Here is a 26335-nt window from a genome sequence, read left to right as displayed (position 1 = left end):
TCGCTCGTTTTCATCAAGTGAAAAAATGCATCTGAAATCTCATTACATATTTAAATGTAACACCATCGTCTCGCTTCTCTCGACGAGGTGCGCTATTTTTCTAAATTCAAACTTCGCTTCGCTCATTTCCATCAAGAAAAATATGTGAAATTTTCAGGGTTGTGTGTACTGTTTAATCTTAAATTATCAAGGTTCATTGTTTCGCTGTTTGAAACAGCTTGACTATTATATCAAGTTCATCTATCTTTGTCAACAGTTTTTTAATTGTTTTAAAAGTTTTTTCGAACTTCATCACTCTTTTGGAGCAACCTAGACATAATATCAAATTTTTAATTCCTTGTCAACAACTTTTCAAATTTGTTTTTAAGAATTTTTTAAACTGCCCTCAAATGACAGTGCTGCTATTCTACTCTTTATTTTTACTCTTGTCAAGCTTATTTTATTTTTTCACTCAGCCGGGTATACTACGTTTTAACCGGCTGAACTATTTTACATTCTTAATGACCACTCTCTACAATCTATTGTTCTTGTAACAAAGTCTTCATAGAAATCAGGTTCATGACAAATCAAAAGTATACTACCCTTATATGCTTTTAATGCTCTTTTCAACTCTTCCTTAGCATCCACATCCAAATGGTTTGTAGGTTCATCCAGAAAAAGAATATTTGTAGGTCTGTTTATAAGCTTGCAAAGTCTTACCTTAGCCTGTTCTCCACCTGATAGTACTCTAAAAAGACTCTCTATATGTTTTGTTGTAAGTCCACATTTTGCCAGTGCAGATCTTACCTCATACTGACTGTATCCCGGGAACTCACTCCAGATTTCCTCTATACAGGTATTCTTTGACTTATTATCACTCTCTTGTTCAAAATATCCTATTTCAAGATAATCTCCTAAAACAGTTTTTCCTGAAAGTGCCGGTGTAAGACCAAGTATACTCTTTAAAAGAGTAGATTTTCCTATACCATTTGCACCAAACATTGCAATCTTTTCGCCTCTTTCCATCCTCACATTTATAGGTTTTGAAAGCGGTGAATCGTAGCCTATAACAAGATCCGTAGTTTCAAAAATAGTCTTACCGGGTGTCCTAGCCTCATTAAAGTTAAACTCAGGCTTCGGCTTTTCTGCTGCAAGTTCTATAATATCCATCTTATCAAGCTTTTTTTGTCTACTCATTGCCATATTTCTAGTGGCAACTCTAGCCTTATTTCTAGCGACAAAATCCGCAAGCTCTTCTCTTTCCTTCTGTTGACGATTGTATGCCGCCTCCAACTGCTTTTTCTTTACCTCATAAACTTCAAGGAATTTATTATAATCACCAACATATCTATTTAACTCTTGATTTTCCATATGATATATGATATTTACCACAGAATTAAGAAATGGTATATCATGTGAAATCAATACAAATGCATTCTCATAATCTTGTAAATATCTTTTCAGCCAATCAATATGTTCTACATCCAGGTAGTTTGTAGGCTCGTCTAAAAGTAAAATATCAGGTTTTTGTAAAAGCAACTTTGCCAAAAGAATCTTTGTTCTTTGTCCACCACTTAGCTCTGTTACATCTCTATCAAGTCCTATATCACTGAGCCCCAAAGCATTTGCAACATCTTCTACCTTAGCATCTATTGTATAGAAATCATGTGCCATCAAAAGTTCTTGAATAGTTCCAAGTTCTTCCATAAGCTCATCCATCCTGCTTTCTTCAGCTGTAGTTAGCAGTTCACATATTTCATTCATCCTTTTTTCCATATCAAAGAGCTGATCAAATGCTCCTCTTAGTGCATCTCTTATACTTATCCCCTCTTCAAGTATGGAATGCTGATCCAAATATCCTATTTGAACATTCTTTGCCCATTCTATCTTACCCTCATCGGGCATAAGCTTACCGGTAACCACACTCATAAATGTAGACTTACCTTCTCCGTTGGCACCTACCAGCCCTATATGCTCACCCTTTAGCATTCTGAAGGAAACATTATCAAAAATAGCTCTATCACCAAAACCATGGCTCAAATTTTCCACATTCAAAATACTCATTTTATATCTTTTCCTTTTTCTTTTGCTTTAATATTCTTTTCTATATTTTTTCTTGCAATCATCATCTGATGCCCACATCCTACACATTTTAGCCTCAAATCTTGTCCAATCCTAAGCACTTCCCACTCATGCGAACCACATGGATGTGGCTTTTTTAATGTAAGTATATCTCCTGCATCTATTTTTATCATCTATTCAGCTCTCTTACCAATACTGGCAATGCCTTTTCAAATTTTACTCCATACCAATGACTTTCATCATCTATTGTCTTTACTATAGCTTCAGAAACAAATTCTGCAGCGACTTTTGCAGCCTCAATAAATCTCTTTCCATGCATCAAGCCTCCGGTAAATGCTGCTGCATAACAATCTCCTGTACCATGTGCATCTTTTTTTATTCTTTCTATATAGAATATCTCTGTGCTCTCAGTAGCACCTTCAAACACAGCTATACCAAGCTTGCCTTCAACATTTCTGATACCCTTTAATATAATATTCTTTGCACCCAATCCTCTAAGTTTATATATAATGTCCTTTATATACTCATCACTTTGATTCTCAAGTATCGCCTCACTACCAGTCAGCAGGGCTGCCTCAGTCATATTCGGTAGTACTATATCTGCAACACCAACAAGGCTTCTCATTTCTTTCACAAATTCATCGTCAAATCCAGTATATAGTTTACCATTATCTGCCATTGCCGGATCTACTATTCTTATTCCGTCTTCTTTCAAGAGATTATCAAATAAATCTATTACAATCTCTATCTGTCTCTTACTTCCAAGATAACCCGTATATATAGCATCAAAGTTTATATCTTCTTTTTTCCAATGCTCCATAATTTTAGGCAAATCCTCAGTAAGATCTCTGAATGTAAATCCACTAAAACCACCTGTATGTGTTGAAAGTATAGCAGACGGCATTATAGCTGTCTCCACTCCACATGCTGAAAGTATAGGTAATGCCACTGTAGTTGAGCACTGTCCAAAACATGAAATATCCTGTACTGTTAATACTTTTTTGTCCATAAAACTCCCAATCATTTAAATTTTTTCATTTCCTCAAGTGCAATATCTGCTAACATCTGCTTTTCTTCAGGTTTTAGCTTATAAACTGTTTCCTTTTTTATCCAGTTTTGTATTACATCCTCCACACTTGGTCGTTCTTCATCCTCATCATAAATATCAGGATCAGATAAATTTGCAATACTTTCTCGCAAAATCAAAAGTTCAAAATGATAGCTCTTTGTCCTTTTATTGTTGACAAAAGCCTTATCCAACCTCTCCTGTTCCCAGTTCTTTTGTTCTTCACCGAAAGGATAAAGCTTTTTGTAATACCTATCCATCTTTTTCTTTTTTTGTTTTGCAGTCTCAAAATTAAACCAATTTTCTATTCCCATGACTTTACCTAGAGTATTTTTCTTCTATTTCACTTATAATATCAATTCTGTTCTGATGTCTTCCGCCTTCAAACTCAGTCTCAAGAAAGCTGTCAACAATCATCTTAGCCATTTCAGAGCCTACTACTCTAGCACCGAAGGCAATGATTTGGGCATTGTTATGAAGTGCAGCCATCTTTGCAGAATAAGGCTCTGAGCAAACTGCCGCTCTAATTCCTGGTACCTTATTAGCTGCCAAAGATATGCCAATGCCTGTACCACAAATAAGTATTCCCTTATCAACTTTTCCTGCAACTATAGCTTCTGCCACCTCTCTTCCAGGCACAGGATAATCACATCTCTCTCCTGCCTTGGCTCCATAATCTACAACTTCAAAGCCTGCTGCATTTAAATGCTCTGTCACGATATCCTTTAACTCAACTGCTGTATGATCGTTTCCTATTCCAATTCTCATATTTCCTCCTTATATTTACAAGAGTTCCTTATAAACATCTCTTTTTTGTATTCCTCTATCTTTGGCCACTGCCTTCATTGCCTCTTTTTTGTCCATGCCATCATATATATATTTCTCATAATGTTCTCTGATACTGATTTCCTCAAAAGACTTTTGCCTTTCACATCTTTTCTCCAAAAGGCTTTTCCCCTCTATTACCAGTACGTATTCACCTCTGATAGCAACCTTCTCAGATTCGTAATCAGCTATTATATTAGTCAATCTGCCTCTTAAAACCTCTTCATGCAACTTTGTAAGCTCTCTTACTATGGCAATATTCCTATCACCTATATACTCTAATATTTCCTTTAAGGTCTTTAACAATCTATGCGGTGCCTCATAAAGAATAATAGTCCTGCTCTCATTAACTAATTCGGCAAGTATTTCTTTTTTTTCATTCTTATCAACAGGCAAAAACCCTTCAAAAGAAAATCTCCTTGAGCTGATACCGCTTATTGCAAGGGCTGATACCACTGCACTTGCACCCGGTATAATAGTCACCTCTAAGCCCTCTTTATATGCGATATCTACCAGTTCATAACCCGGATCTGATATTGCAGGCATTCCGGCATCTGAAACGAAGGCGATACTCTTTCCCTCTTTTACCTTTTCACATAGCTCATATGCCTTATCTATTTTATTATACTCATGGTATGATGTTAAATGACCTTTTATTTCAAAATAATTCAATAGTCTTATAGTATTTCTTGTGTCTTCACAAGCAATAATATCCGCATTTTTCAAAGTATCTATTGCTCTTATACTCATATCCGAAAGATTTCCTATAGGTGTAGCCACCAAATATATCTTACCTGTCATATATTCTCAGCACCTCATCTGTATAAACATTTTTTTCCTTATATACTGCCAAAGGTGGTTCTACATCCAGCCATACTCCTGATCCCTTAACACCCTCTATCAATACCAAATTTGCCTTGTTTTCTATATATGGATGTACAAATCTTATCCTCTTTGGCTCAATTCTATTTTTCTTTAATGAAGCAAATATTTCAGAAAGTCTATTTGGTCTATGTATCATAAAAAATCTGCCATTCTCTTTTAAAAGCTTACCCGAAACCTCCACAACGGTATCCAGATCTGTAAGTAACTCATGCCTTGCAATAGCAAGTGGCAACTCAGGATTTTTTATAGCTGTGGTATCTTTCATATACGGAGGATTGACGCTTACCGCATCAACACTACAATGTTTTATATGCTTTAATGCATTTGAAATATCATCATTTATGATATCAACTTTTTCTTCCAATCCATTATATTTCACACTTCTATTTGCCATATCTGCAATATCTTTTTGTATTTCAATACCGGTTATTCTTTTTGCCATAGTTTTTGCACTAAGAAGTATAGGTACTATTCCACTTCCTGTACATAGATCTACTGCATGACCATTCTTCTTTACTTTAATAAAGTTTGATAAAAGTACAGCATCTATACCAAAACAAAACTTATCCGGATTTTGTATAATAAAAAGATTATTGCACTGTAAATCATCCAATCTTTCTCCGGCTTCTTCCTTTAACAATTCATTTTTCATGATTTTAAGATTTTATCCTTATTTCACTTAAAGAATATTCTTCTATTTCTTTTGAATCCTCGGATTTTGTAACCAATACCTTTACAGTCTGTCTTAGTACACTTGTAGATACTATAACTCCACTTTCTCCGGCAGGCGTACTTACAGCTACTCCCTCTTTCGGCATTTTTTTATTCAAATACTCATATGTATCAGCTTCATTTTTCAGACAACACATCAGCCTTCCGCACACACCGCTTATTTTAGCAGGATTCAAAGACAGACTTTGTTCTTTTGCCATCTTTATAGACACAGGTACAAAATCAGAGAGATAACTGTGGCAGCAAAGTGCTCTTCCACATGAGCCCATACCTCCCACCATCTTTGTTTCATCTCTTACACCAACCTGCCTCAGCTCGATCCTAACTCTAAAAATTGAAGCCAGTATCTTTACAAGTTCTCTAAAGTCAACTCTACTTTCTGCTGTAAAATAAAATAATACTTTTGCATTATCAAAAGTATATTCGGCGGATATAAGCTTCATAGGCAGATTCAATTCTATTATCTTTGCCTTACATATATCAAAAGCTTCTTTTTCTTTTTTTATATTTTCCTCATATCTTACAATATCTTCAAGGTCCGCCTTTTTTATTATTTTCTTTATTGGATTATCGTAAGCTTCACTAAGTTCTCTAGTACCCAGTATGACCCTACCACATTCAACACCTCTCTCAGTTTCAACTATCACTCTATCATTTATATCTATATCAATATCATCAGGATCATAGTAGCAGATATTTCCCACTTCCCTAAACCTAACGCCTATTACTCTCATCATTCTCTCCTATTTTCTAAGGCCAATAAAAAGCAATTCCATAACTGTTTCACTACTTACATTGGAGTTTAGCCTAATCTCCGTCTCATCTATCAAATCAATTATACTATTTATCTTTTTAAGTGTATATTCCCTTGAAAGCCTTAAAATAATGCTTTCTTCTCTTATAAATACCAGATTATCTATTTTCTTTGTGAGCTTTAATATACAAATATCTCTATACCAAAGTCTAAGAAAATTTATGAACTCCTTAAAGCCGGCAGTTCTTTTTTTTAACTCTTCGATGAAATCCAGTATGTCATTTATAGAAGCTTCTGAAATCTTTTTCAAAAACTCAACATTCTTCTCATATATTATTGCAAAGTCTTCCGACTCCGCCATAGATTTTGCTATTCCCGGTGCTCCATTTGAATATGACGCCAAGACTGTAGCTATATCCTCTCCCGTACCATTCTCTATAAGCCAGTTTTTTATTCTATCCTTGCTTACAGCACTAAGCAAAAGCTTAATACATCTACTCCTTATAGTTTCAAGAAGCAAACTTATATTTCTCACCAACAGCAATATTACAACATACTCCGGCGGTTCTTCTATAGTCTTTAGTAAAGCATTCTGTGCCACAGTTGTCATTTTATCGGCCTCATCTATCACATATATCTTTACTCCACCATGATATGGTCTTATGCCCACATCTGCAACTATATCTTCTCTAATTCTTTCGATTCCAATGCTGTCCTTGCCCTCTGCATCCATATAGAAAAAATCCGGATATGCATTTGCCAAAAATTGCCTACATGTCGGGCATTGCCCACATCCGGAATGATCTCTCTCACATATAAGTTCCATAGCAAATTCTTTTGCTATTTTCGATTTTCCTACTCCTTTATCTCCAGCCAAAATATATGCATGTGAAATGGTATTCTTTATTATGGATTCTTTTAAATGATGTCTTACCTTTTCATTTCCAAGAATAAAATCACTCATCTTATACCTTTATTCCCATATCTTTTTTTATTTCCATTATACATTTGTTTAAATCTTCATTTACATATTTCTTTGTAATTCCGGCAGCCTCCAGTCTCATTGGTGAAAAGTCCTCTTCATCTGCCAAAAATCTTCTACACATTTCCGCATACTGTGGTATAGGTTCCATCATCTCTCTATTCAAAGCCCTTTGAAGTCTGATACCGTCACTTAACTCTATAAAAATAGGAACCACATTTTCATTTCCATAGTACTCTCTAATTTTTTTATAAGAATCCAATGTTCCTATTACCAGATAGTTTCTGCTTTCCAAATGTAGAGAACCATCATCAATTGTAGCATATATCCATGGTCCGTTAACTGTATTATAAGTCCTCATTTCTATCAGTTTACCCTGTTTCCTATAATCTTCTATAACAGATTCATCTACAAAATGATAGCTCTTACCATTTTCTTCTCCATTCCTCATAGGTCTTGTAGTATATGTTATAAGTTTCTTTGTCTTAGGACATTCCTCATACAGCCTTTTAAAGATAGTATCTTTTCCGGAAGCACTCTTGCCCATTACATAATAAATTTTTCCCATTTTATATTACGGCTCTAAGCCATAGACCCTCTTCCCTTTTTTTATATATTCCTCAAGCAATTTAAAACTGTCTATATCTATAATATCTCCCTTCTTTATCACCGGTACTCCGGGAGGATATATATAGATGTTTTTTTCTGCCACCTTATTTAGATATTTTATATCAAGATTTATCAAAGACTCATTTTCTATATAAAAGAAATTCTTATCAATATCATTTAAAGCTTCGTAAAGTCTCTTAAAATCATTTTTATCATCACAAACAGTGCTATAAGCAAGTACAAATCCCAGCTTACTCATCTCAGTCTCGATATTATATGATTCTCTTAGTATATTTGCCAAAGTAATGCCGTCCAAAATATCACTGTATATCACAATCTTAGTAAAATCATAACCAAGATTTGAATTACATCTCCATAAATGAATATGCTCAAAATGCTTTATACTCTTAATGAATTCCCATAAGTCATTCAAATATGTCCTCATCTTAGCATCATTTTCATTCATATATCTGATACAAGCATCTATACTTGACATAAAAATATAGGATGGAGAACTGGTTTCAAACATATGAAGCGACTCCTCCAAATGTTTTTCATCAACAAGATTTGAATTAATATGACAAAGTGCAGTTTGAGTAAGCGAAGGCAAAGTTTTATGAAGACTTTGTATTACTATATCTGCACCAAGATTTAATGCCGATATAGGAAAATTCATATCAATATTTGAACTCACATATTTTTTTGTTGTTTTTTCTATATACATAAGGTGAGCACCATGTGCTTCATCCACTATCAATGGAATCTTTGCGTCATGTAAAATATTTGCAATTTCTTGTATATCTGATACTACTCCTTCATAAGTTGGTGAAGTCAACATTGCAGCCACTATATTTTTTTTCTTATTTATTTCTAGGAGCTTTTTAAGTCTCTCTACATCGCATCCATCAGCGATACCTAAACTATTATAACCTATATTTAGGTAAATAGGTATCAAATCTAATAATTCTATAGCATTGTATACACTAAAGTGTGCATTCTCAGCTACAATTATATATGATTTTTGTTTTTTATAATTTCCTGTGCAAGCACAAGCTCTTATACCGGCAAGTATACCACAGCTTGAGCCATTAATTAAGTAGTATGTTTTTTTTGTTCTATATATATTACTTGCAAACTCCATAGAGTCCTTTATAATGCCTGTGGCATCATGCAAATTGTCAGTGCCTTCTACCTCTGTCAAGTCCATAGTGAAAATATCTACCATAGATTCTTTAATTTCTTTTGGCACTTTTCTTTTATGCCCCGGCATATGCATAGGCAATATACCGGAGCTAACATATTCTTTTAATTTATATGCTAAATATTCTTTATTCATTATCTATATTTTTATTTTCTTCTATTACATCAACATCTGCTACGGAAGTATCAGTACCTACTGTATCAATAGGTGCTTCGCTTCTTTCAAGAGCCTTTCTTTTGCCATAGTTTTTCCATGCTTTTATAGCCAATAGTAGTGCTGCTATTACACATATAATATCTATCATTATGGTGGCAACCTGCCATCTCATCATACCCAAATCTAAGTTTTCCGGTGCATAAGCTCTGGAGTTAACTGTAGTATACAGTATATTATGCGACGCTTTTCTAAGAGCCATCATTGATGTAGCACTCTTATCCTTTACATAATTATATCCCGCGTCAATAGCTGTAAGACAGAAATCATTACCATTTCTTATACCTCTATCAGCATTCATATAACCATATCCACCGGCACCGAAGTAGTCTGTGAGTACCATTCCTCTAAAGCCCCACTCATCTCTAAGAATCTTGTTTAGCACTTCATTTGATGCGCTTGCCGGAGTGATGCCATAGTGATTGAATGCACTCATCACAGCTTTTGCTTTACCCTTTTTTACACAGATTTCAAAAGGACGCAAATATATTTCTCTTACAGTCTGCTCATCTGCCCAAGTCATCAGCTGATAATTCCTATTTGTCTCCTGATCATTTAGTGCGAAATGCTTTATATACGCATATACTCCATAATCTGCCGCACCCTTTACCGCTTCTGAGGCAATCTTTCCGGCAAGTAGCGGATCCTCTGAGAAGTACTCAAAGTTTCTTCCGGCAAATGCACTTCTATGTGTATTCATAGCAGGGGCATACCAGCCTGAAACCTCCATTTGACTCGCCATATTTCCGATATTCTCTCCAAATGAATGTGCCAAATCAGTATTAAAAGTATTTGCAAGCATTATAGTAGCCGGTAAACCTATTGAACCCTTCTTTGTAAAGTTATTGTTTATAGAGGAAGGTCCGTCACAGTCCACAGTCTGTACTTTTCCTATTTTACCTATAGTGGTAGTCTGATATCCTCCCAAAGCTACAAGTTTTGACATATCCTCAAAACTCAAATTGTCAAGCAAGCTATTCCATGCCTCATCATCATAGTCAAGCCCACGAAGATCTACCAGCTTTATCTTATTTCCTGCATTTGTCTTTGGCATCTCATCTGACTCTATATCAAAATTCTTGCCATCATAATTGCTATTATTTAAAAATGCTGCCTTTTTATCTGCCGGAAGTTCAAAATCAGTAGGTGGCTTAAGTGCTTCATCAAGATTGGCAAACTGATCTTTTCTGGAAAGAACAGTAAAATTGCCTCTCATATCATCAAGTTTGTTTGTAGCCACTTCCATATCACTACTTCTCTTATTTGTTTCGCCATATAATATATCTTCCTCTACCGGGAATGTTCTGGTATCAAGTATATTATGTGAATCCTCCTGAAGACTTATTTCATATACTCCCGCCTCAAGCACATATGCCTTTTTGATTTTTTCATCAAATGATGCCATGTCCTCTACTGCAAAGGTAATCTTCACAGTCTGACTATCTCCGGGTTGTAATAACTTAGTCTTAGCAAAGCCTACAAGGTTTGTACTTGCCTTTTCAATACCTCCATTTGTATATGGAGGATTATAATAAAGCTGTACTACATCCTTTCCTGCAGTATTGCCCGTATTCGTAACTAAAACATCAATACTTATATTGCCGTCATTTGCTACTATCTCTCCCATCTCCTTAGTAAATACAGTATAGGATAATCCATAACCAAATGGATATTGCACATAACCAGCATAATTTATAGCGTTTTCTTTTGCTGCAGTCTCATAAAATCTGTATCCTACATAAATTCCTTCAACATAATTTACAAAGCTTGGATTGTAGGATGTACCTCTATCTTCTACTGCAAATTCATCCATATTTGTATAATTGAAATTTCCAAAGTTATTATAGCTTGGTGTATTCTTTAAATCATATACAAATATATCACTGGTCTTACCTGAAGGATTCACCTCACCATCAAGTATTTTACCAAGTGCATTAAATCCTGTCTGTCCGACTCCGGGACACCATATTACACCGGATATATTCTCATATTCATTTACAAAGCCAAGCTCCATAGGATTTGATGCATTAATAATAACCACAATATTTTTGAACTTCTTATTTACTGCATCAAGCATTGCTATTTCTCTGTTTGACAATTCCAAATAGCTCTTATCAGCATCCAAATCATCTTTTTGATCGCTATATCTTATACCCTTTGATCCAAAAGTTCCACCATCTACAAATGTATCTTCTACATTTGGATCAAGGCTTCTTGGCAGATCTGCACCCTCTCCACCTGATCTGGCAATAACTACTATTGCTTTATCAGAATAATTTCTAGCATTTTCAAGAATATTCGCCTCATTATATTGCTCTATTGTAGGCTCAGGTATAGTCCAATCCTGTCCCCACATACCTACTGTAGGTCTTGTCTGTCTAAAATCTGTATAGAACTTTACAAGTTCCTCATTAACTTCAAATCCGGCATTTTGTAGTCCCTCAATAAGTGAAACTGTAGGGAATGAATCATTCAAACCACCTGAACCTGTACCACCATATAGTGGGTTAGTAGATGACCACCCAAATAAGTTTATCTTAGAGCCTTTTTGAATAGGCAATGCCGAATCATTCTTTAAAAGTACAATACCCTCACTTGAAATCTCCTCACCAAGAGTCTTTGCATCATTTAAAGAACTCTCTGTAATTACGCCTCTTCCGGTAGCAAGTGTTATCATAGTCTTTAGTGGGCCGTTTAACATTAAGTTTATACAAAAAACTGTACCCAAACCAAAAATCAACCATGAAAGCGATCTAACAAGCTTTCTAAATGCAGGCTTTTCTTTTCTTGTGATAAACATAACCACAAGTGCTGCCACAAAAAGTGTCACTATAGCTATAAGCTGGGGTGCTATAGACTTGATTACACTTATCACATCTGCCATATTAATAGCCAACATAATACTCCTCCTTTTTTACTTCTTCTCCGGCATTACAATGTACTTCATTGTAGGATAGCTGATAACCACCTGTACAATAATATTCAGTACATTAGCCAGTGTAGGTACAAGACTTGCACTTACCCCGATATCCATGAAAAACTTCTGTGAATATGCAGGTAGTGCCGCAGAAATAATTACCAAAACAATGGCAAGAACTATATACTTCGGTATAGCATCCTTAAATGCTGCATTTGATTTGAAAACAAACTGTTTTTGTACAAAAAAATTCACAGTCTGTGCAAGTGCAGTCGCTATGAGGAAACTCAAAAAACCTGCTCTACCCAAGTTTTGCTCAATATTATCTACATAATTAAATATTAAAAACTTAAATGGCAAAAGATGCCAACCAAGTCTTGTAAATGTAGCCGTTCCAATCCACATCACAATAAAATTTACTATTGTTGCTACATTTGAGAGTATATTAAACATAATAAACTCCCATAAATTTGGATGGTTATCTATCCATTTTTTCATAACACTCATAATTATTCTCTATCTTCTCTTAACAGGAATCTTTTCCTATACATCTTATTTGCTTTTCTATTTTTGAAATATCCCAGTATGATTCCAAAAAGTCCCTTAAAGAAATGTCCATTTACCAGAAGTACAATTGAGTCCACCATTTCCATACTTACCTGACCATTGCTCATTCTTGCAATAGCCCTAAACGGCATGTTGAACTGGAACAGTGTATTTAAATCAGGTGCTCCGACTTCAAGAGATTTTTTTAGTCTCTTATCAAGTACCTTGTATACATGCCTTGCAATAAAACTCTTTGCATAATACATCTGGCATAATGCATCATTGATACCAAGCTTTCCACTCCAACTACCATCAGGTATATCTCTACCAAGTAATCTCCTGTACTCTTCATCACTTATATTTGTCACCTTTCCCTCAAAATATGAAGGAAGTTCATTCTTACTATAAGGAAATACCTTGGCATTACCTTCAATATACAGTGTAGATTGCAGACAGATATCCAAACAATTCCTGCCAATGTATATATCATAATCTCCAGTCTCAATTTCAAAATCATTTGTAACCACATTGTAAAATCTAAAGGACTTATCATCAAAATGAATAGTAACTTTTTTCTTCTCATCCGGTTTTAAATAAACCTTTTCAAAACCTTTTAATTCAATTTTTGCTCTAAAAATATTTGATGTCTTAAGTCCGATATAAAGCTGTGCTATCTCCTCGCCTGCTACCTTTCCAATATTTTTTATATAAAAGCTTACTTTCTCTTTGTCCACCTCTATATCACTGTATTTAAACTCAGTATAAGACAGACCATAGCCAAAAGGATACAATACCGGTACATTTGCAGTGGTAAAGTATCTATAACCTACAAAGATACTCTCTCTATATTCTGAAGTCCTCTCTCTTGATGGATAATACCCTATATTTGGCACATCCTCATACTTTTTGACAATACTCTCTGAGAGCTTAGCACTTGGATTGTACTTACCGGTAATCAACTCAAATACAGCCCCCATACCGGCCTGTCCAAATAAATATCCATGAAGTATACCCTTCAGATTTTTCTCCCAAGGCATTTCAATACAAGATCCGGCGCTTATAATACCGACTATATTTTCATTAACCTTTGCAAGACTTTCAAGTAAAGCTATCTGATTGCTCGGAATCCTTAAATGAGTCCTATCAAGTCCCTCGGATTCACTCGCTTCATTCAACCCAAAGAAATACAATACTATATCAGCTTTCTTTGCAAGCTCTATAGCCTCGCTTACTAAAGTTTCATCTTCTTTATCTATTCTAGAATATCCATGGGACATACCTATAATATTTAAGTCAAACTGTGAAATGACCTTTTGTACATCTTCTACATATGTAGCATTAACTTTTGTAATGCCTGCACCTCCATATATAGGATCAATGTCTAAATCTTCTATTTTAGCTTCAATTTTTTTTATTTTAGATTCTATCTTTACTTCTTTTTCATAAGATAAGTCAAGCTTTTTTATAAGCTTGTCTACATTTTCCACTATCGTAGCATTCACCATAGAAGATCCGGCACCCTGATATCTTGGATTGAATGCAAAATCTCCTATAACAGCAATTTTTTTATTCTTATCCAGTGGCAAAATATCCTCTTTATTCTTTAAAAGTACGATACTCTTTCTGGCAGCCTCCCTTGCAAGATTATTATTATCTTCAAACATCTTAGCCTTATCTCTTGGCTTTTTCTTGTTTTTTGTGGTTAAAGTAATTTCTATAATCTCATCTACTCTGGCATCAATATCGCTTTCTTTTATCTTACCCTTTTTTAAAGCTTCCAAAAGCTCTCTGGCACTGCCAAGACCCGGAGCCGGCATCTCAAGACTTGAACCGTTTTTAACTCCCATAGCATGGTCATTTGAAGCTCCCCAGTCCGTAACAACCATACCGTCAAATCCCAAATCTTTTCTAAGTATCTCCATCAAAAGATGTTTATTCTCATTGGCATATACTCCGTTTACCATATTATAGCTGGTCATTATGGACTTCGGATTACCCTCTTTTATAGCAATTTCAAAAGCTGTAATATAGATTTCTCTAAGAGTCCTCTCATCCAGCACAGCGTCCATTGACATTCTACGAAGTTCTTGAGAATTTACCGCAAAATGCTTTACACAAGCGGCTATTCCATTGCTTTGTATGCCCTTTATCATAGCTGCTGCCAGTTTTCCACTCAGGTAAGGGTCCTCTGAATAGTATTCAAAGTTTCTACCACATAGAGGATTCCTTTTTATATTTATTCCAGGCCCTAATAGTACATTGACATTCTCAGTGGCCGCCTCCAAACCAAGTCCTTCTCCTACTCTCTCAATTAGTTTAATGTCCCAGCTATTTGCTAAAGTAGCTGCAGTAGGAAAGCAGGTCGCAGGTACTGAAGCATTAAGTCCCAGATGATCTCCCTTCCCTGCCTGTTTTCTAACTCCTGTAGGTCCATCCGCATGATGAAGAGCCTCAATTCCTATAGCAGAAAATGATCTCGTATCCCAGGCATTCTTTCCTGACAAATAGGCACATTTTTCTTCCAATGTCATTTTTTCAATAATATCTCTATGTTTCATTCTCCTCCTTATCTAAAACATATTTGCTCTTCCTTCGTCATGGCAATTTCATGCATGAAATCACCTATACACCCATCTATATTATAATATATATTCAATTTTTCGGATAGTTTTTCATAAAATAAATATATAGAAAAAACTATATATTAAAGCGATATAAATTTAGTTCTCCAACATCATCTATTTATCCATCAAAAAGGGGCTGTCGGGAAATGATAGTCATAAGAAAGGGAGGTGTGACTCAAAACGAGTCACACCTCCCTAAGTTTTTACATAAAAAAAGATGGCTAACGATAACCATCTTTCTCCGTTACATGTTATAATGTAACTATGCTCACAGTTAATTATTATAACGACTTTTTTGAAATAGGTCAACAGAAAATCAACTTTAGCTTCTATGAATTGAGTTTACCCGATGACGATCCAGTCTATACCCTAAAAAAAGTTATGGAGGATTTAGATTTTTCCGGACTATTAGCCAATTGTTCGGACAAGGGAAGAACAGGGTACAACCCGATCATGATGTATGCAGTTATTACTTATGCAAATATGCGTGGAATACGCTCTATTGATCGTATTGTGGATTTATGTGAAAGAGATATTGCTTTTATCTGGCTTACTCAAGGGAGGAAGCCTAAAAGAGATGCTTTTTATGAATTTAAAAGTAAGAAACTTACTTCAGATATTTTGGATGACTTAAACTATCAGTTTATGAGACGATTACAAAAAGAAGGATTTGTTACATTAAAAGAATTGTTCATTGATGGAACAAAAATAGAAGCTAATGCTAATCGTTATACTTTTGTATGGCGTGGAAGCATTAATTATCATCTTGCAGGTCTTCTGGATTCTATTGATAAGCTTTATTCAGACTATAATTCTTTTTTACAAGATAATGGATTTGGTGAAAAGTACGAGCTTGGAAATGCACAAATGTTTGTGATTGACGGAATTGATAGAGTTAGAGATATTATTGAAAAGAACAGAAAAAGAAAGATTACGAAACATAAAAAGCTATCTAATAACCGTATTATAGAGATTGATAACTGCTCGCCTATTGAAATACTTAAGCTTCAGAAAAACCTTATGACTATTGCTGACGGAGAAGGTATTGTATTTGTTAACGGAAAGGGTAAGAGAAAGCCAAAGCTTCAACAATTCTATGAAGAACTTGAACATTGTGGACAGCGATTAATGCACTATAAAGAATGTTTTGAGATTATGGGGAAAGATAGAAACAGCTATTCCAAAACTGATTTGGAAGCAACCTTTATGCGAATGAAGGAAGATCATATGCTTAATGGGCAGCTAAAGCCTGCATACAATGTACAGATAGCGGTAGAGAATTATTTTATTGTACATAGTTATGTAAGTAATGATCGTACAGATTATAATACATTAATTCCGGTCCTTGAAAAGCATAAGGAAGCATTCGGAGAAGTACTTGAAGAAGTGACGGCAGACAGCGGTTATTGTAGTGAGAAAAATCTCTTATATCTAAAAGAAAATAAGATAGATAGTTATATAAAACTACAGGATCATGAAAAACGAAAAACAAGAGCATACAGTAAAGATATAGGTAAATACTACAACATGAAGACAATGGTATTTGAAGATGAGCAAGTCTATATCTGTCATGACGGCCGTGAACTGAGACATATCAACACAGAAAAGAAAGAACAGAATGGTTATACACAAACATATGAAGTATATGGATGTTCAGACTGTAGTGGATGTGAACATAAGTCTAAATGTTTATACAAGTATAATCCTGATAAAGATATTGATAAGAATAAAGTAATGAAGATCAATGAAGTATGGGAAGAGCTCCGAGAGAAGTCACATGCTAACATACAGAGTGAAAAAGGTATTCTGAAACGACAGATACGCTCTATTCAAACAGAAGGTCATTTTGGAGATATTAAAGAGAATGAAGATTTCCGACGCTTTAACTATCGTACTTCAGATAAGGTTTATAAAGAATTTATGCTTTTTGCAATAGGAAGAAATATAAATAAATATCATCGTTTTCTCTATGCCAAACTAAAGAAATTTGAAGGAAAACTACAGGAGAAAACAGCATAGTAAAAAATGCAAAAGCAAAATTTCAGCCAAGGGGGTTTTATGCCCCAAAATAGCCAGTATTATAGAAAAGTAAAATATCCTGACAAAGTCGCAAAGCCAAAACACCTTGTATTTGTCAGGATATTTCTATTTCGTTCTGTAGGGATTAAAATTCAGTATTTCCCGACAGCCTCCTTTTAGTGTTTATAGGAAAGCTTCAAAATGGAAAAAGCTTGATCCCTCAAAAATTATACTTTCGGCTCTATAATACCATATTTGCCATCTTTTCTCTTATAAACTACACATATATCATCTGTTATTGCATTTCTAAAAACATAGAAGTCATGCCCCAAGAGTTCCATCTGTAAACATGCCTCCTCAGGATCCATAGGCTTAACGCTAAATCTCTTTGTTTTTACTATTTTTATCTCATCTTCATCATCTGCATCAGCAGCTTCATCATTTATAAAGAAATCTGAGAATGACATTGCCGCCTGCTTCTTATCTATAAGCTTATTTTTAAACTTCTTGATTTGCTTTTCTATAATATCCTGAACCTTGTCAATGCTAACATACATATCTTGGCTAACTTCCTCTGCTCTGATAAGTCCCTGCTTGGTTGGAATAGTAGCCTCGATTTTATGTGCATCCTTTTGTACACTTAATGTAATTCTAGCCTCTGTGTCAGCTGTAAAATATTTCTCTAATTTATGAAGCTTCTCCTCTACTGCCTTCTTCAAACCATCAGTTATTTCAATATTTCTTCCAGTAATTGTATAACGCATATGTATAAGCTCCTTTGCTTTTTATTTAGCTGTAGTATACCACATTTTCAGCAAAAATTCAATTTAATTTTGTAATTGTATTGTCAATTTGATCATATTTTATAACTAATGTGATTTTAACTAAGTTCTTATTTAATTGTATTTTTACCTCATTTCTGCACTTTTATATACTTTCGCTTATAAATTTCACTATTTATCCACTAAATCATATCTGTAATATTGAGGATAAAATGTGGATAATGTGGATAAGTCCGTTTATAACTTAGAAACAGCCTATTTATTAGCTTTTCAGCCACCTAAAAACCCACCTTTTTTGTGGATAAAAATGTGGATAATGTGGATAAGTCTTTTAAAACATAATTTTTATGCACTTTGCTATTTCTTGTAGTTTTCAAAAATTCAGACTTGACATGGATATAATATGGTGCTTCGTATAAAAACTATTCCAATAACTCTATTGCCCTTAAAGACTCCTGCTCCACCTTACAATTATTCAAAAGCATAAAATCCAATACCTCTGAATACTCTTTAAGATTTTCTCTGTTCTTCTCAATCATTCTGATATCTGATATATTAAGTTCTTTGTATATTCCTGCCTCATAAAATCTTTTTAATGTATTTACATCCATAAGGAGAGGCTTAAACGGTATACCTGTTCTCTCTTTTAAGTTTTCAAGTATCAAAAATCCGTAGATATCTATATCCCCTTCATGTAGATATTCACAAAACCTATTGTCTTTATATATTTTTTCAAGTAATTCTTTCTTTGATTTATTGTGATATCCTCCAAGGTAGATATATACTGCTTCTTTCTTATTTTCATCATGGTATGTAGTCAGATTTTCCACTGTAATAATAGCTTTTGCCAGTACTTTTATATTTTTTATCCTTTTAAGTGAAGCATTTGAGAGAGCTATTCCATCCGGTAACTCATTAGCATATATTGTAGAATTATCAAAACTTATTACCATATCTCCCTTTATATATACATATGTAGGATTCTCATATAAATTATAATATTCAAGTATCTTATCCTTCTCTATAGGATCATCCGTATAGTCAAATAGTATACTCTCTATACATGACTTAAATTCTTTTTGGAATCTCTTTGAATCTTTAAATACAGCAGTTGAGAAATTTCTGATGTAACTTTCCTGCTCTATCTTAAATACAGCTTCCAATATTGTAAGTACATCTTTTAGCCTTTTACCGTCATACTTTAAATCGTATGGCAGCTTCCTATAGTTTACAGCTAGATTCATCCAATCGGATATTATATTATTTAGCAGCATATAATTATCATTCTCAAATAATGACAAGATTTGCTTTATATATTCGCATTGCTCCGGAATACTTTTTCTATTTAATCTCTTATAGCAATCCGATATTCTGTCAATATTTAATCTGACATTACTATACACCCCGGTAGATTCAAGTTTTGATATTATCACGCCTTCACTTATCAACTTTTCTATAGCTGCATTTATATCCTTATACGCATTGTGATCGTATCTGTCTACATATGCCGGATAATTCTTTTTTATATCTATTTGTATTGCACGTAAAGAAGAAGGCTCTTTTATATAGCCCTCTCTTCTTTCATACATATCCACTAAACTATTTAAAATATCCTTACCGTAATCCATCCTCCAACCTCTCAAAAGCTCGTATTGCATTTCTATTTCCGGATTTTACTATTGAATATGTGATATCACAATATGGCAAAATCGCTGTAGCCTTTTCAGCTGTCGCTATAAGTACCAGTTGTAGTCTCAGTTTCTTGAACATATTCATCATAGGCTCGATTCTATCACTGGTCATATTGTTGAATGCTTCATCCAATAATATAAGCCTGATAGATTCCTCCTTGCTCTGCTCATAAATTTGTAAAAGTGAGGCACATATTGCAACATAAAATGGAGCTTGATTTTCTCCTCCACTGCCCTCACCACTTACCTTTGACAGTGCAACTTCTTTCTCTGTCACTACATTTTTTATAATAATATCATAGTCCAGATAGGTTCTGTAATCCACATACATTCCCATATTCTTTGCCTTGGATTTTTGCCCTGTGAGATTTTGCTTTGCATGCTCTTCCACATCTATCATTATTCTACTCATAAAGTCCTCAATCTGACTTTCAAATATTTCAGACTTATTTACCTCGGCCATATATGCAAGTATATCATTATCTCTGTCGATTTGCTGATTGTCCTTATCCATAATAATATCATAGAAAAGTCCCAGTTCCTTATCTTTACTCTTGTCAATGCCAAATCTATAACTTTCCTCACCATATTCCAGATTTTCCATAACACGATTTACTTGTTTGAACTGTTGTCTTGCCCTTAGTATATCGTCCTTCATCCTAAAAAGCACTTCCTTACGGAATCTGTCCTTACAACGAATCTGTGCCTGTGCAAGTTCACTCCTATGCCTCTCAAGTTCAATATTTTGCAAACTAAGGAATTCTTGCATATATCTGTTCGCACCTTCCAAACCTATAGCATAGTCACAAGTATATGTGGCAGTATACTTTTGTTGAAGTGGTATCAGTTCCTGATTCAAATAGCTGTTTAGTGCAATATTATCCTGTGTCATACGATTTGAAAAATTATATGAAATAGTGGAAGCCTTCTTAGACTTCCTTTCATTCAAATATTTCTTTTCTACATCAAGTGAAAGTTCTGAATAGCCATTTACACTGTTTTCATATACAATTTGTAGCCCAGTCAAATTCTTTTCCAGGTCTTCTATAATAAGCTTTGATTTTATTATATTGTCACTGATATTTTGTTTTTTTGCCTTGGCATCTGTTATCTCATCTCTGATATCATTTACATTCTTTTGACATTCCTTAACTCTATCATACATTGCCAGCAATATTGGATTTTTCTTAAACTCTTCTATCTTCTTATTTATATCAGCTATCTTTATTCCAAGTTCCTTAGCTTTTTTCTTAGATTCACAATACTTTTCAAGTTTACTAAAGCTCTCTCCTGCCCTAAATTTTGTATATCCTTTATAGATAACATCAAAATTTTTCTTGGAAATATCAAGTTCATTTAAGTTTTTTTGTATCTCAATAAGTTCTTTTTTCGCAGTTTTTAATTGCTTTTCAATAGCATCTACACCGATAAAATGCTCTCTTTTTGCCATTCTTTGCAAGCAGAAACTTTGAAATCTAAGTCTATCCTTGGTAACACTCTTTGAAAATTTCTCCAAATCGCCTGAAGACTCACAGCAGATAACATCTTTCATAACAAATCTTGCATATGCTCCGGCATAAGTATTTTCTGAATCTATCTTATCACTCAAATAAGACTCTTTCTCACTCTCATATTCTACATCTTTTATCTTCCTTGTATCTACAAGTCCTATACCCTTTACCTTATCCCCCAAAGAGATGAATACTTTCTTTGCCAAAAGATAATTATCAGGCTCTACAATTATATTGAATCTCTGTGTATTTAAATAGCTTTCCACTGCGTCCTGCCAGCTATTATCTGTCATATATAAAAGCTCACACAAAAGTCTGGCATCACCCTTCTTACTCTGCTCGCTCAAAACTCCATTTATTTTATCTCTTACAAATATAGCTTCCTTTGGATAACACATTATACCTGATTCAAGTGATTTTATTTTATTTGAAAGTATTGTACTTTCCTCATTGAATTTAACTATATCAGTCCTTATTTTTGCATCTTGGTTTTTTATCTCTTCTTCCATATCTGCAAAAACTTTTGCGACTCTTTTTATCTCTGCAAGCCTCTCTTGAGTAAGGCAATTTTCATCCATTATACAATTATCTATATCAAAAACAAAGCCTAACTTATTTAATTTATCCTTTAGTTCAAATAACTCTTTAGCTGAATTATTAAAAATTCCGGATTCTAATATAAGTTTGTTTTCTTCAATTACATTATTTTTATTTTCACTCTCAAGTGAAAGCAATTCCTTATTTTCTGCATTGTTTTCAGCAGCCCTTTGTGCTTCATATAGAAGTTCCAAAGTCTTGGATTCTACAGCAGCCAAATCTACAAGTTTTTCTTCAAGTACAGATAAACTTGATTCCCACTCTTCAATAAGATATTTCTTTTCATTTGTTTCTTCTATATTTCCTTGAAGATTTGCGTAGGCAACCAAAATCTCATTTATTTTCACCTTAATAAAAAGCTCTTTTGCATTCTTTATTTTTTCATTTATCTCTTTTAATAAAGCCTCCCTGTCAGATGCCTCCTGCAATATCTCCTGCAATCTTTCAAGTTCAATCATATCCTTTTGTAAAAAATCAATATTCACCTCAGGCTCAGGAAGAATGTACGTATAAATGAACTCCCTTATATCCTTTATATCCTCCAGACTTGTACCCATATGGAAAACTTCATTGAACTTCTTTCCAATAGGAGAATCAGCATCACCTATGCCAAGCATACGACAGATCCTTCTTCTAGCATCAGCCTGATTTGAAGCCCTGTCCATTCCCTTATTTTCAAGCTTAAAGCTTTCTCTTGAAGCAGGAGTCTTACCCTCTTTTCTTTTTATAAAAAAAGGAATATCATCAAGGGTATATCCGGGCTTTGTAATGTACCAGTCCTGATATACTCCCCTAAGATCCTGCTTTGGAGTTTCCGATTCCACACGAGCTATTATTACAAAAGTCTTTTTAATAACCTCATCCAAAAATTCAATACCTATATATGAAACTGTATGACCGGGACGAAGATAGCTGTCCTCTGCTCTCTGTTTTTGGTGAACTGAGCCTAAAAGAGTTCTACTACTCTTTTTATTTCCGGCAGTATTAAAGTCCTTATTAGTGGTGAGGCAATATCTGACTGCATCCATTATAGTTGTCTTTCCTACTGCATTTACGCCTAAAAGATATGTGATATTTTTGAAATCTATAATATCATCTTGGAAATTATGCCAATTTATCAGATGAAGTCTTGTCATCCTTATCATTCTTCATCCTCCTCTTCAGAATTTTCGTATTGAGAAAGCAACTTAACAGTTTCATCATATGCTTTTGAAATATTGGTATCAGGCATTGCAAGCATAACAGAAGGGTATATCTGTATCTTAGCATCCATATTCGCTAAACCATTTTCTACTTTTACCAGATTATATCTTTTTATATTCCTAATAGAATCCTCCAAAAAAGCTCTGTCAAATTTTCTTGGCAAATTCAGCTTCTCATATTCATTTTTGATTTCCTCTACTGTAGCATAGATCCTGTCTTCATTCGTAGACAGACTTTCCCTCTTTTCCACATATAAAAGCCTAAAAATCAGTAAAATAATGCTCTCATATTTCTTTAATGCAATTCTACCACTGCCATGATTGTTGATAAGTTGAACAACCCTCAAATTTCTATGGATTACCAAAGTATATCCAATAGGTAAAAAAATCTGTCTAAAGCTTTCCTCATGATTTATAACATAGTAATACTTCTCTCTTGTGGAATCTACAGTTCCCATAAGAAAGCAATTATTCAATAAATAATTGGCTATCTCTTCTTTTATATCTATTGCCATTATCTTCTTTCCTCAACAATAAAATCTTTGAATCTCATACCTCTTGATTCCACCACATTATCCCTAAGCTTTATATCGTATTCTCTTTCAGCCGTCTTTGAATAAGTATACAGCCCTATAATTTTTATCAAAGTATCAGGATTCTTTTCAAATACCGAACTTATTTGCACCGCATGATTTCCTCTTAATATATCCCTTGCAAAACTATTCACATTCTCAGATGTCAATGCATTTTTTATATACTCCATCATCTTTTTATTTTTCTCATCTATAAGCTCTTGATCCAGTTCTTCAATAATATCCATAAACTCAATGGGTGTAGGTTTTCTCTTTTTAACAGGTGCAAAAAGTGAATTGCTGTCAAAGAAGTTTTGACCGAATATCTGAAAAATATCAGCTGCAATACTGTCATCTTCTTTATATACATCTTCTTTACTAACTATCTGACTTGCATAAAATCTCAGTATATTATTAATCTTGCTCTTGCTGCTTCCATCAGACAGAAGTAGAAATTGTGCTCTTTGCACTGCCCTGGTTCTATATAAAATATGCCTATCATCAATAGTTCGCATTATCGCTTCCATCTCTTCAATATCCATACGAAGCTTTTGTATAAGTTCTTTTATCTTTGTAGCAGCCTCATCTCTTTCTACACGCTCAGTATCAATATAGTCAAGCACAAGAGCATCAAACAAAATATCCTCACATCTTTCCAGACTCTCATAAAGGCTGCTTCTATAATAAAATAGATTATCATTCGTCTTAAATCTGTGATAAGATCCCACAACTATCTTTTCTTCATATCTCTCAAAAAATTCAAGTATCTCTTGCGGGCTCTTACCTAAGGTCAGGTCATTGATATGATCCTCAATAGAGGCTGCCAATGTTCTAAGTGCTTGATTCAAGTTGTCAAAATCTCCGGAAGCCTCCTTCAATACCCCCTCATAGGGACTACCCTGTTCAGATATATGCTCAAACATAGAGTATATTTTAAAAAGCTTACCCTTATAAGTGATAATTGTTGGACTGATGATATCCTGAAAAGATTGCAGTATCGGCACTACCTTATAATGTATTGCAAGCTTATCCTCATCTTCATATTCGCCCGGCTTTTCCAAAACCCAACCGGTATCCCTAAGCCTTCTTATAAAGGTTCCCGCAACAATTCTCATATCTGCTATATTTCCACTTGCCTCTCCCTGCTCTTCGATATCCAGTTCCACATTCTCATCAAGCCCTAAAAGATACTCCTCTGCCATATCAAAGATCGTACTTTTTTCTATAGCATACATCGGCATTCGCTTGCACTTTTCCCAAATAATGGCAAGAATATCTACATATTTTCTTTTATTTGTTCCTGTCAGTGGCCTAAACAGATTTTCATCCACCTCATCAAAAATATTCATATGCTATAAAACTCCATATCTAATATATTTATATACTGTATAACTGTTTATGCTTTTTTAATTTTCCTTCATCAACTAATCTTTTCAGCCATATTGTCATTTGCCCTTTTTGTATATTACATTTTAATGCTATTTCTTTTGCATCCATTTCATCTACAATGCTTCTTAAAATAGAATCTTTCACCACATCATATAAGTCTATTGTATCAACACTCACTGAATCTTCAGCTTTTTTTTCTTCAACTATAGTAGTAAACATATCCATTTGACTACAAGCAGATTCCACATTTACTGTATCAATTACTTCTAATATAGTTTGATTTGAAATATTGTATGGTATTCCACCTTTATTTATCAGCTCCTTATTTCCCTGCTTTTTACATCCACTCCATACAAATAATTTTGTCCATTTATTTTTTATATTTTCAATAGCACCATTCCATGTTCCGCCTTTCTCTATATCAGAACTTATTACAAATGCTCCATATGCTGACGCATATATGAACTTATTTCTATTCATAGCCCTTCCAACAGAGAAACCTGTATCCGGATTTACATCTGAAAATAAAAGCACTCTTTTATTTATAATATTTTGTATTACATCTTTATTTTTAATCTTTTTACTTAATGAATCACCTATGAATGAAACTACATATCCTCCCCCATCTATTGCTGTCTTTTCTGATATACTGTCTACACCTTTAGCACCACCTGAATAGATAATAAGTTTTTCTTTGGTAGCCTTTTTTGCAAGTTCACTTGTAAATATCATTCCACTGTCATCCACATCTCTTGAACCTACAATAGCAATTCCCACCTTACTCGCTAATGTAATATCACCTGCATAAAAGAGTACCGGAGGCATTTTTTCTCTCAATTTTTTCCTTAAATACTTAGGATAATCACCGTCAAATTGAGTTACTATATATATGCCCTTATTCTCTAACTCTTGAAGCTTGAGTGCAATACTCAAGCCTCTTTGAATCAGTGCTTTTACCTGTTCTTTACTATTCTTTGACAATGGCAAATTATCAATAAATCCTTTTTTCAGTAAGTCTGCAATTCTATAACCCATATCATTTACAGTCTTACCCAACCCGTTCCACTCTTTTAATGTCAACGGTTTATATCCGTCTGTAATTCCCAGATTTGTACATAGCAATATTGCTACCATTGCACTATCTGAATAAATCATAA

General features: G+C 34.2%; 21 protein-coding genes. 1 reads left to right on the top strand and 20 read right to left on the bottom strand.

Going from position 1 to position 26335, the window contains the following annotated elements:
- Window positions 1-489 precede the first annotated feature (489 nt).
- The 14 genes from D4A81_RS02040 to D4A81_RS01975 are packed head-to-tail and all read right to left on the bottom strand — an operon-like array spanning window position 490 to window position 15349.
- Window positions 490-2043, bottom strand: a complete 1554-nt coding sequence (locus D4A81_RS02040) for an ABC-F family ATP-binding cassette domain-containing protein (RefSeq protein ID WP_111526017.1) — start codon at window positions 2041-2043, stop codon at window positions 490-492.
- Complete coding sequence (locus D4A81_RS02035; RefSeq protein ID WP_111526016.1) at window positions 2040-2234, bottom strand: DUF951 domain-containing protein; 195 nt, start codon at window positions 2232-2234, stop codon at window positions 2040-2042. Before D4A81_RS02035 ends, D4A81_RS02040 begins: the two co-directional genes overlap by 4 nt.
- A complete protein-coding gene (locus tag D4A81_RS02030) occupies window positions 2231-3070 on the bottom strand; it encodes a pyridoxamine kinase (protein WP_111526015.1) in 840 nt (279 codons plus the stop codon). Before D4A81_RS02030 ends, D4A81_RS02035 begins: the two co-directional genes overlap by 4 nt.
- 11 nt (window positions 3071-3081) lie before the next feature.
- Window positions 3082-3441 (bottom strand): hypothetical protein, encoded by a 360-nt coding sequence (locus D4A81_RS02025; RefSeq protein WP_111526014.1) that lies wholly within the window; start codon window positions 3439-3441, stop codon window positions 3082-3084.
- 4 nt (window positions 3442-3445) lie between these two features.
- Window positions 3446-3895 carry a ribose 5-phosphate isomerase B gene (rpiB, locus tag D4A81_RS02020; protein ID WP_111526013.1) on the bottom strand — a complete coding sequence of 150 codons (450 nt, stop codon included), beginning with the start codon at window positions 3893-3895 and terminating at the stop codon, window positions 3446-3448.
- A 15-nt stretch (window positions 3896-3910) separates the two neighbouring features.
- Window positions 3911-4753, bottom strand: coding sequence for a 16S rRNA (cytidine(1402)-2'-O)-methyltransferase (rsmI, locus tag D4A81_RS02015; protein WP_111526012.1), 843 nt, complete (start codon window positions 4751-4753; stop codon window positions 3911-3913).
- On the bottom strand, window positions 4743-5489 hold the full coding sequence (locus D4A81_RS02010) for a tRNA1(Val) (adenine(37)-N6)-methyltransferase (protein ID WP_111526011.1): 747 nt from the start codon (window positions 5487-5489) through the stop codon (window positions 4743-4745). Before D4A81_RS02010 ends, rsmI begins: the two co-directional genes overlap by 11 nt.
- A gap of 4 nt (window positions 5490-5493) precedes the next feature.
- On the bottom strand, window positions 5494-6303 hold the full coding sequence (locus D4A81_RS02005; protein WP_111526010.1) for a PSP1 domain-containing protein: 810 nt from the start codon (window positions 6301-6303) through the stop codon (window positions 5494-5496).
- A gap of 9 nt (window positions 6304-6312) precedes the next feature.
- A complete protein-coding gene (holB, locus tag D4A81_RS02000) occupies window positions 6313-7287 on the bottom strand; it encodes a DNA polymerase III subunit delta' (RefSeq protein WP_111526009.1) in 975 nt (324 codons plus the stop codon).
- 1 nt (window position 7288) lies between these two features.
- Window positions 7289-7873 carry a nucleoside/nucleotide kinase family protein gene (locus tag D4A81_RS01995; protein ID WP_111526008.1) on the bottom strand — a complete coding sequence of 195 codons (585 nt, stop codon included), beginning with the start codon at window positions 7871-7873 and terminating at the stop codon, window positions 7289-7291.
- 6 nt (window positions 7874-7879) lie between these two features.
- Entirely contained in the window at window positions 7880-9250 is a 1371-nt protein-coding gene (locus tag D4A81_RS01990) for an aminotransferase class I/II-fold pyridoxal phosphate-dependent enzyme (protein ID WP_111526007.1), read from the bottom strand.
- Window positions 9243-12227 carry a glycoside hydrolase family 3 N-terminal domain-containing protein gene (locus D4A81_RS01985; protein ID WP_111526006.1) on the bottom strand — a complete coding sequence of 995 codons (2985 nt, stop codon included), beginning with the start codon at window positions 12225-12227 and terminating at the stop codon, window positions 9243-9245. The genes D4A81_RS01990 and D4A81_RS01985 overlap by 8 nt, the downstream gene beginning before the upstream one ends.
- Before the next feature lie 15 nt (window positions 12228-12242).
- Window positions 12243-12752: a GtrA domain-containing protein gene (locus D4A81_RS01980; RefSeq protein ID WP_111526005.1), complete on the bottom strand. Its 510-nt coding sequence runs from the start codon at window positions 12750-12752 to the stop codon at window positions 12243-12245.
- Window positions 12753-12754: 2 nt separating this feature from the next.
- Window positions 12755-15349, bottom strand: coding sequence for a beta-glucosidase (locus D4A81_RS01975; protein ID WP_111526004.1), 2595 nt, complete (start codon window positions 15347-15349; stop codon window positions 12755-12757).
- A 330-nt stretch (window positions 15350-15679) separates the two neighbouring features.
- Here D4A81_RS01975 and D4A81_RS01970 point away from each other — a divergent pair, with 330 nt between their 5' ends.
- Window positions 15680-17434, top strand: coding sequence for an IS1182 family transposase (locus tag D4A81_RS01970; protein WP_119808235.1), 1755 nt, complete (start codon window positions 15680-15682; stop codon window positions 17432-17434).
- 227 nt (window positions 17435-17661) lie between these two features.
- Here D4A81_RS01970 and hpf read toward each other — a convergent pair whose 3' ends face one another.
- The 6 genes from hpf to D4A81_RS01935 form a co-directional block, all read right to left on the bottom strand.
- The gene (hpf, locus tag D4A81_RS01965; protein WP_111523972.1) at window positions 17662-18198 is read right to left on the bottom strand and encodes a ribosome hibernation-promoting factor, HPF/YfiA family; all 537 of its coding nucleotides are present in this window, start codon (window positions 18196-18198) and stop codon (window positions 17662-17664) included.
- Window positions 18199-18638: 440 nt separating this feature from the next.
- Window positions 18639-19844: a Wadjet anti-phage system protein JetD domain-containing protein gene (locus tag D4A81_RS01955; protein WP_111523971.1), complete on the bottom strand. Its 1206-nt coding sequence runs from the start codon at window positions 19842-19844 to the stop codon at window positions 18639-18641.
- On the bottom strand, window positions 19831-23160 hold the full coding sequence (locus D4A81_RS01950; RefSeq protein ID WP_111523970.1) for an ATP-binding protein: 3330 nt from the start codon (window positions 23158-23160) through the stop codon (window positions 19831-19833). Before D4A81_RS01950 ends, D4A81_RS01955 begins: the two co-directional genes overlap by 14 nt.
- On the bottom strand, window positions 23157-23732 hold the full coding sequence (locus tag D4A81_RS01945; protein ID WP_111523969.1) for a DUF4194 domain-containing protein: 576 nt from the start codon (window positions 23730-23732) through the stop codon (window positions 23157-23159). Before D4A81_RS01945 ends, D4A81_RS01950 begins: the two co-directional genes overlap by 4 nt.
- Window positions 23732-25138: a Wadjet anti-phage system protein JetA family protein gene (locus tag D4A81_RS01940; RefSeq protein ID WP_111523968.1), complete on the bottom strand. Its 1407-nt coding sequence runs from the start codon at window positions 25136-25138 to the stop codon at window positions 23732-23734. The genes D4A81_RS01945 and D4A81_RS01940 overlap by 1 nt, the downstream gene beginning before the upstream one ends.
- 28 nt (window positions 25139-25166) lie before the next feature.
- Window positions 25167-26333 (bottom strand): DNA-processing protein DprA, encoded by a 1167-nt coding sequence (locus tag D4A81_RS01935; protein WP_111523967.1) that lies wholly within the window; start codon window positions 26331-26333, stop codon window positions 25167-25169.
- Between the last annotated feature and the right edge of the window lie 2 nt (window positions 26334-26335).

Source organism: Lachnoanaerobaculum umeaense (assembly GCF_003589745.1).
GTDB lineage: Bacteria > Bacillota > Clostridia > Lachnospirales > Lachnospiraceae > Lachnoanaerobaculum > Lachnoanaerobaculum umeaense.
The sequence above is the reverse complement of the archived record's forward strand: the minus strand, read 5'-3'. Positions and strand labels throughout refer to the sequence as shown.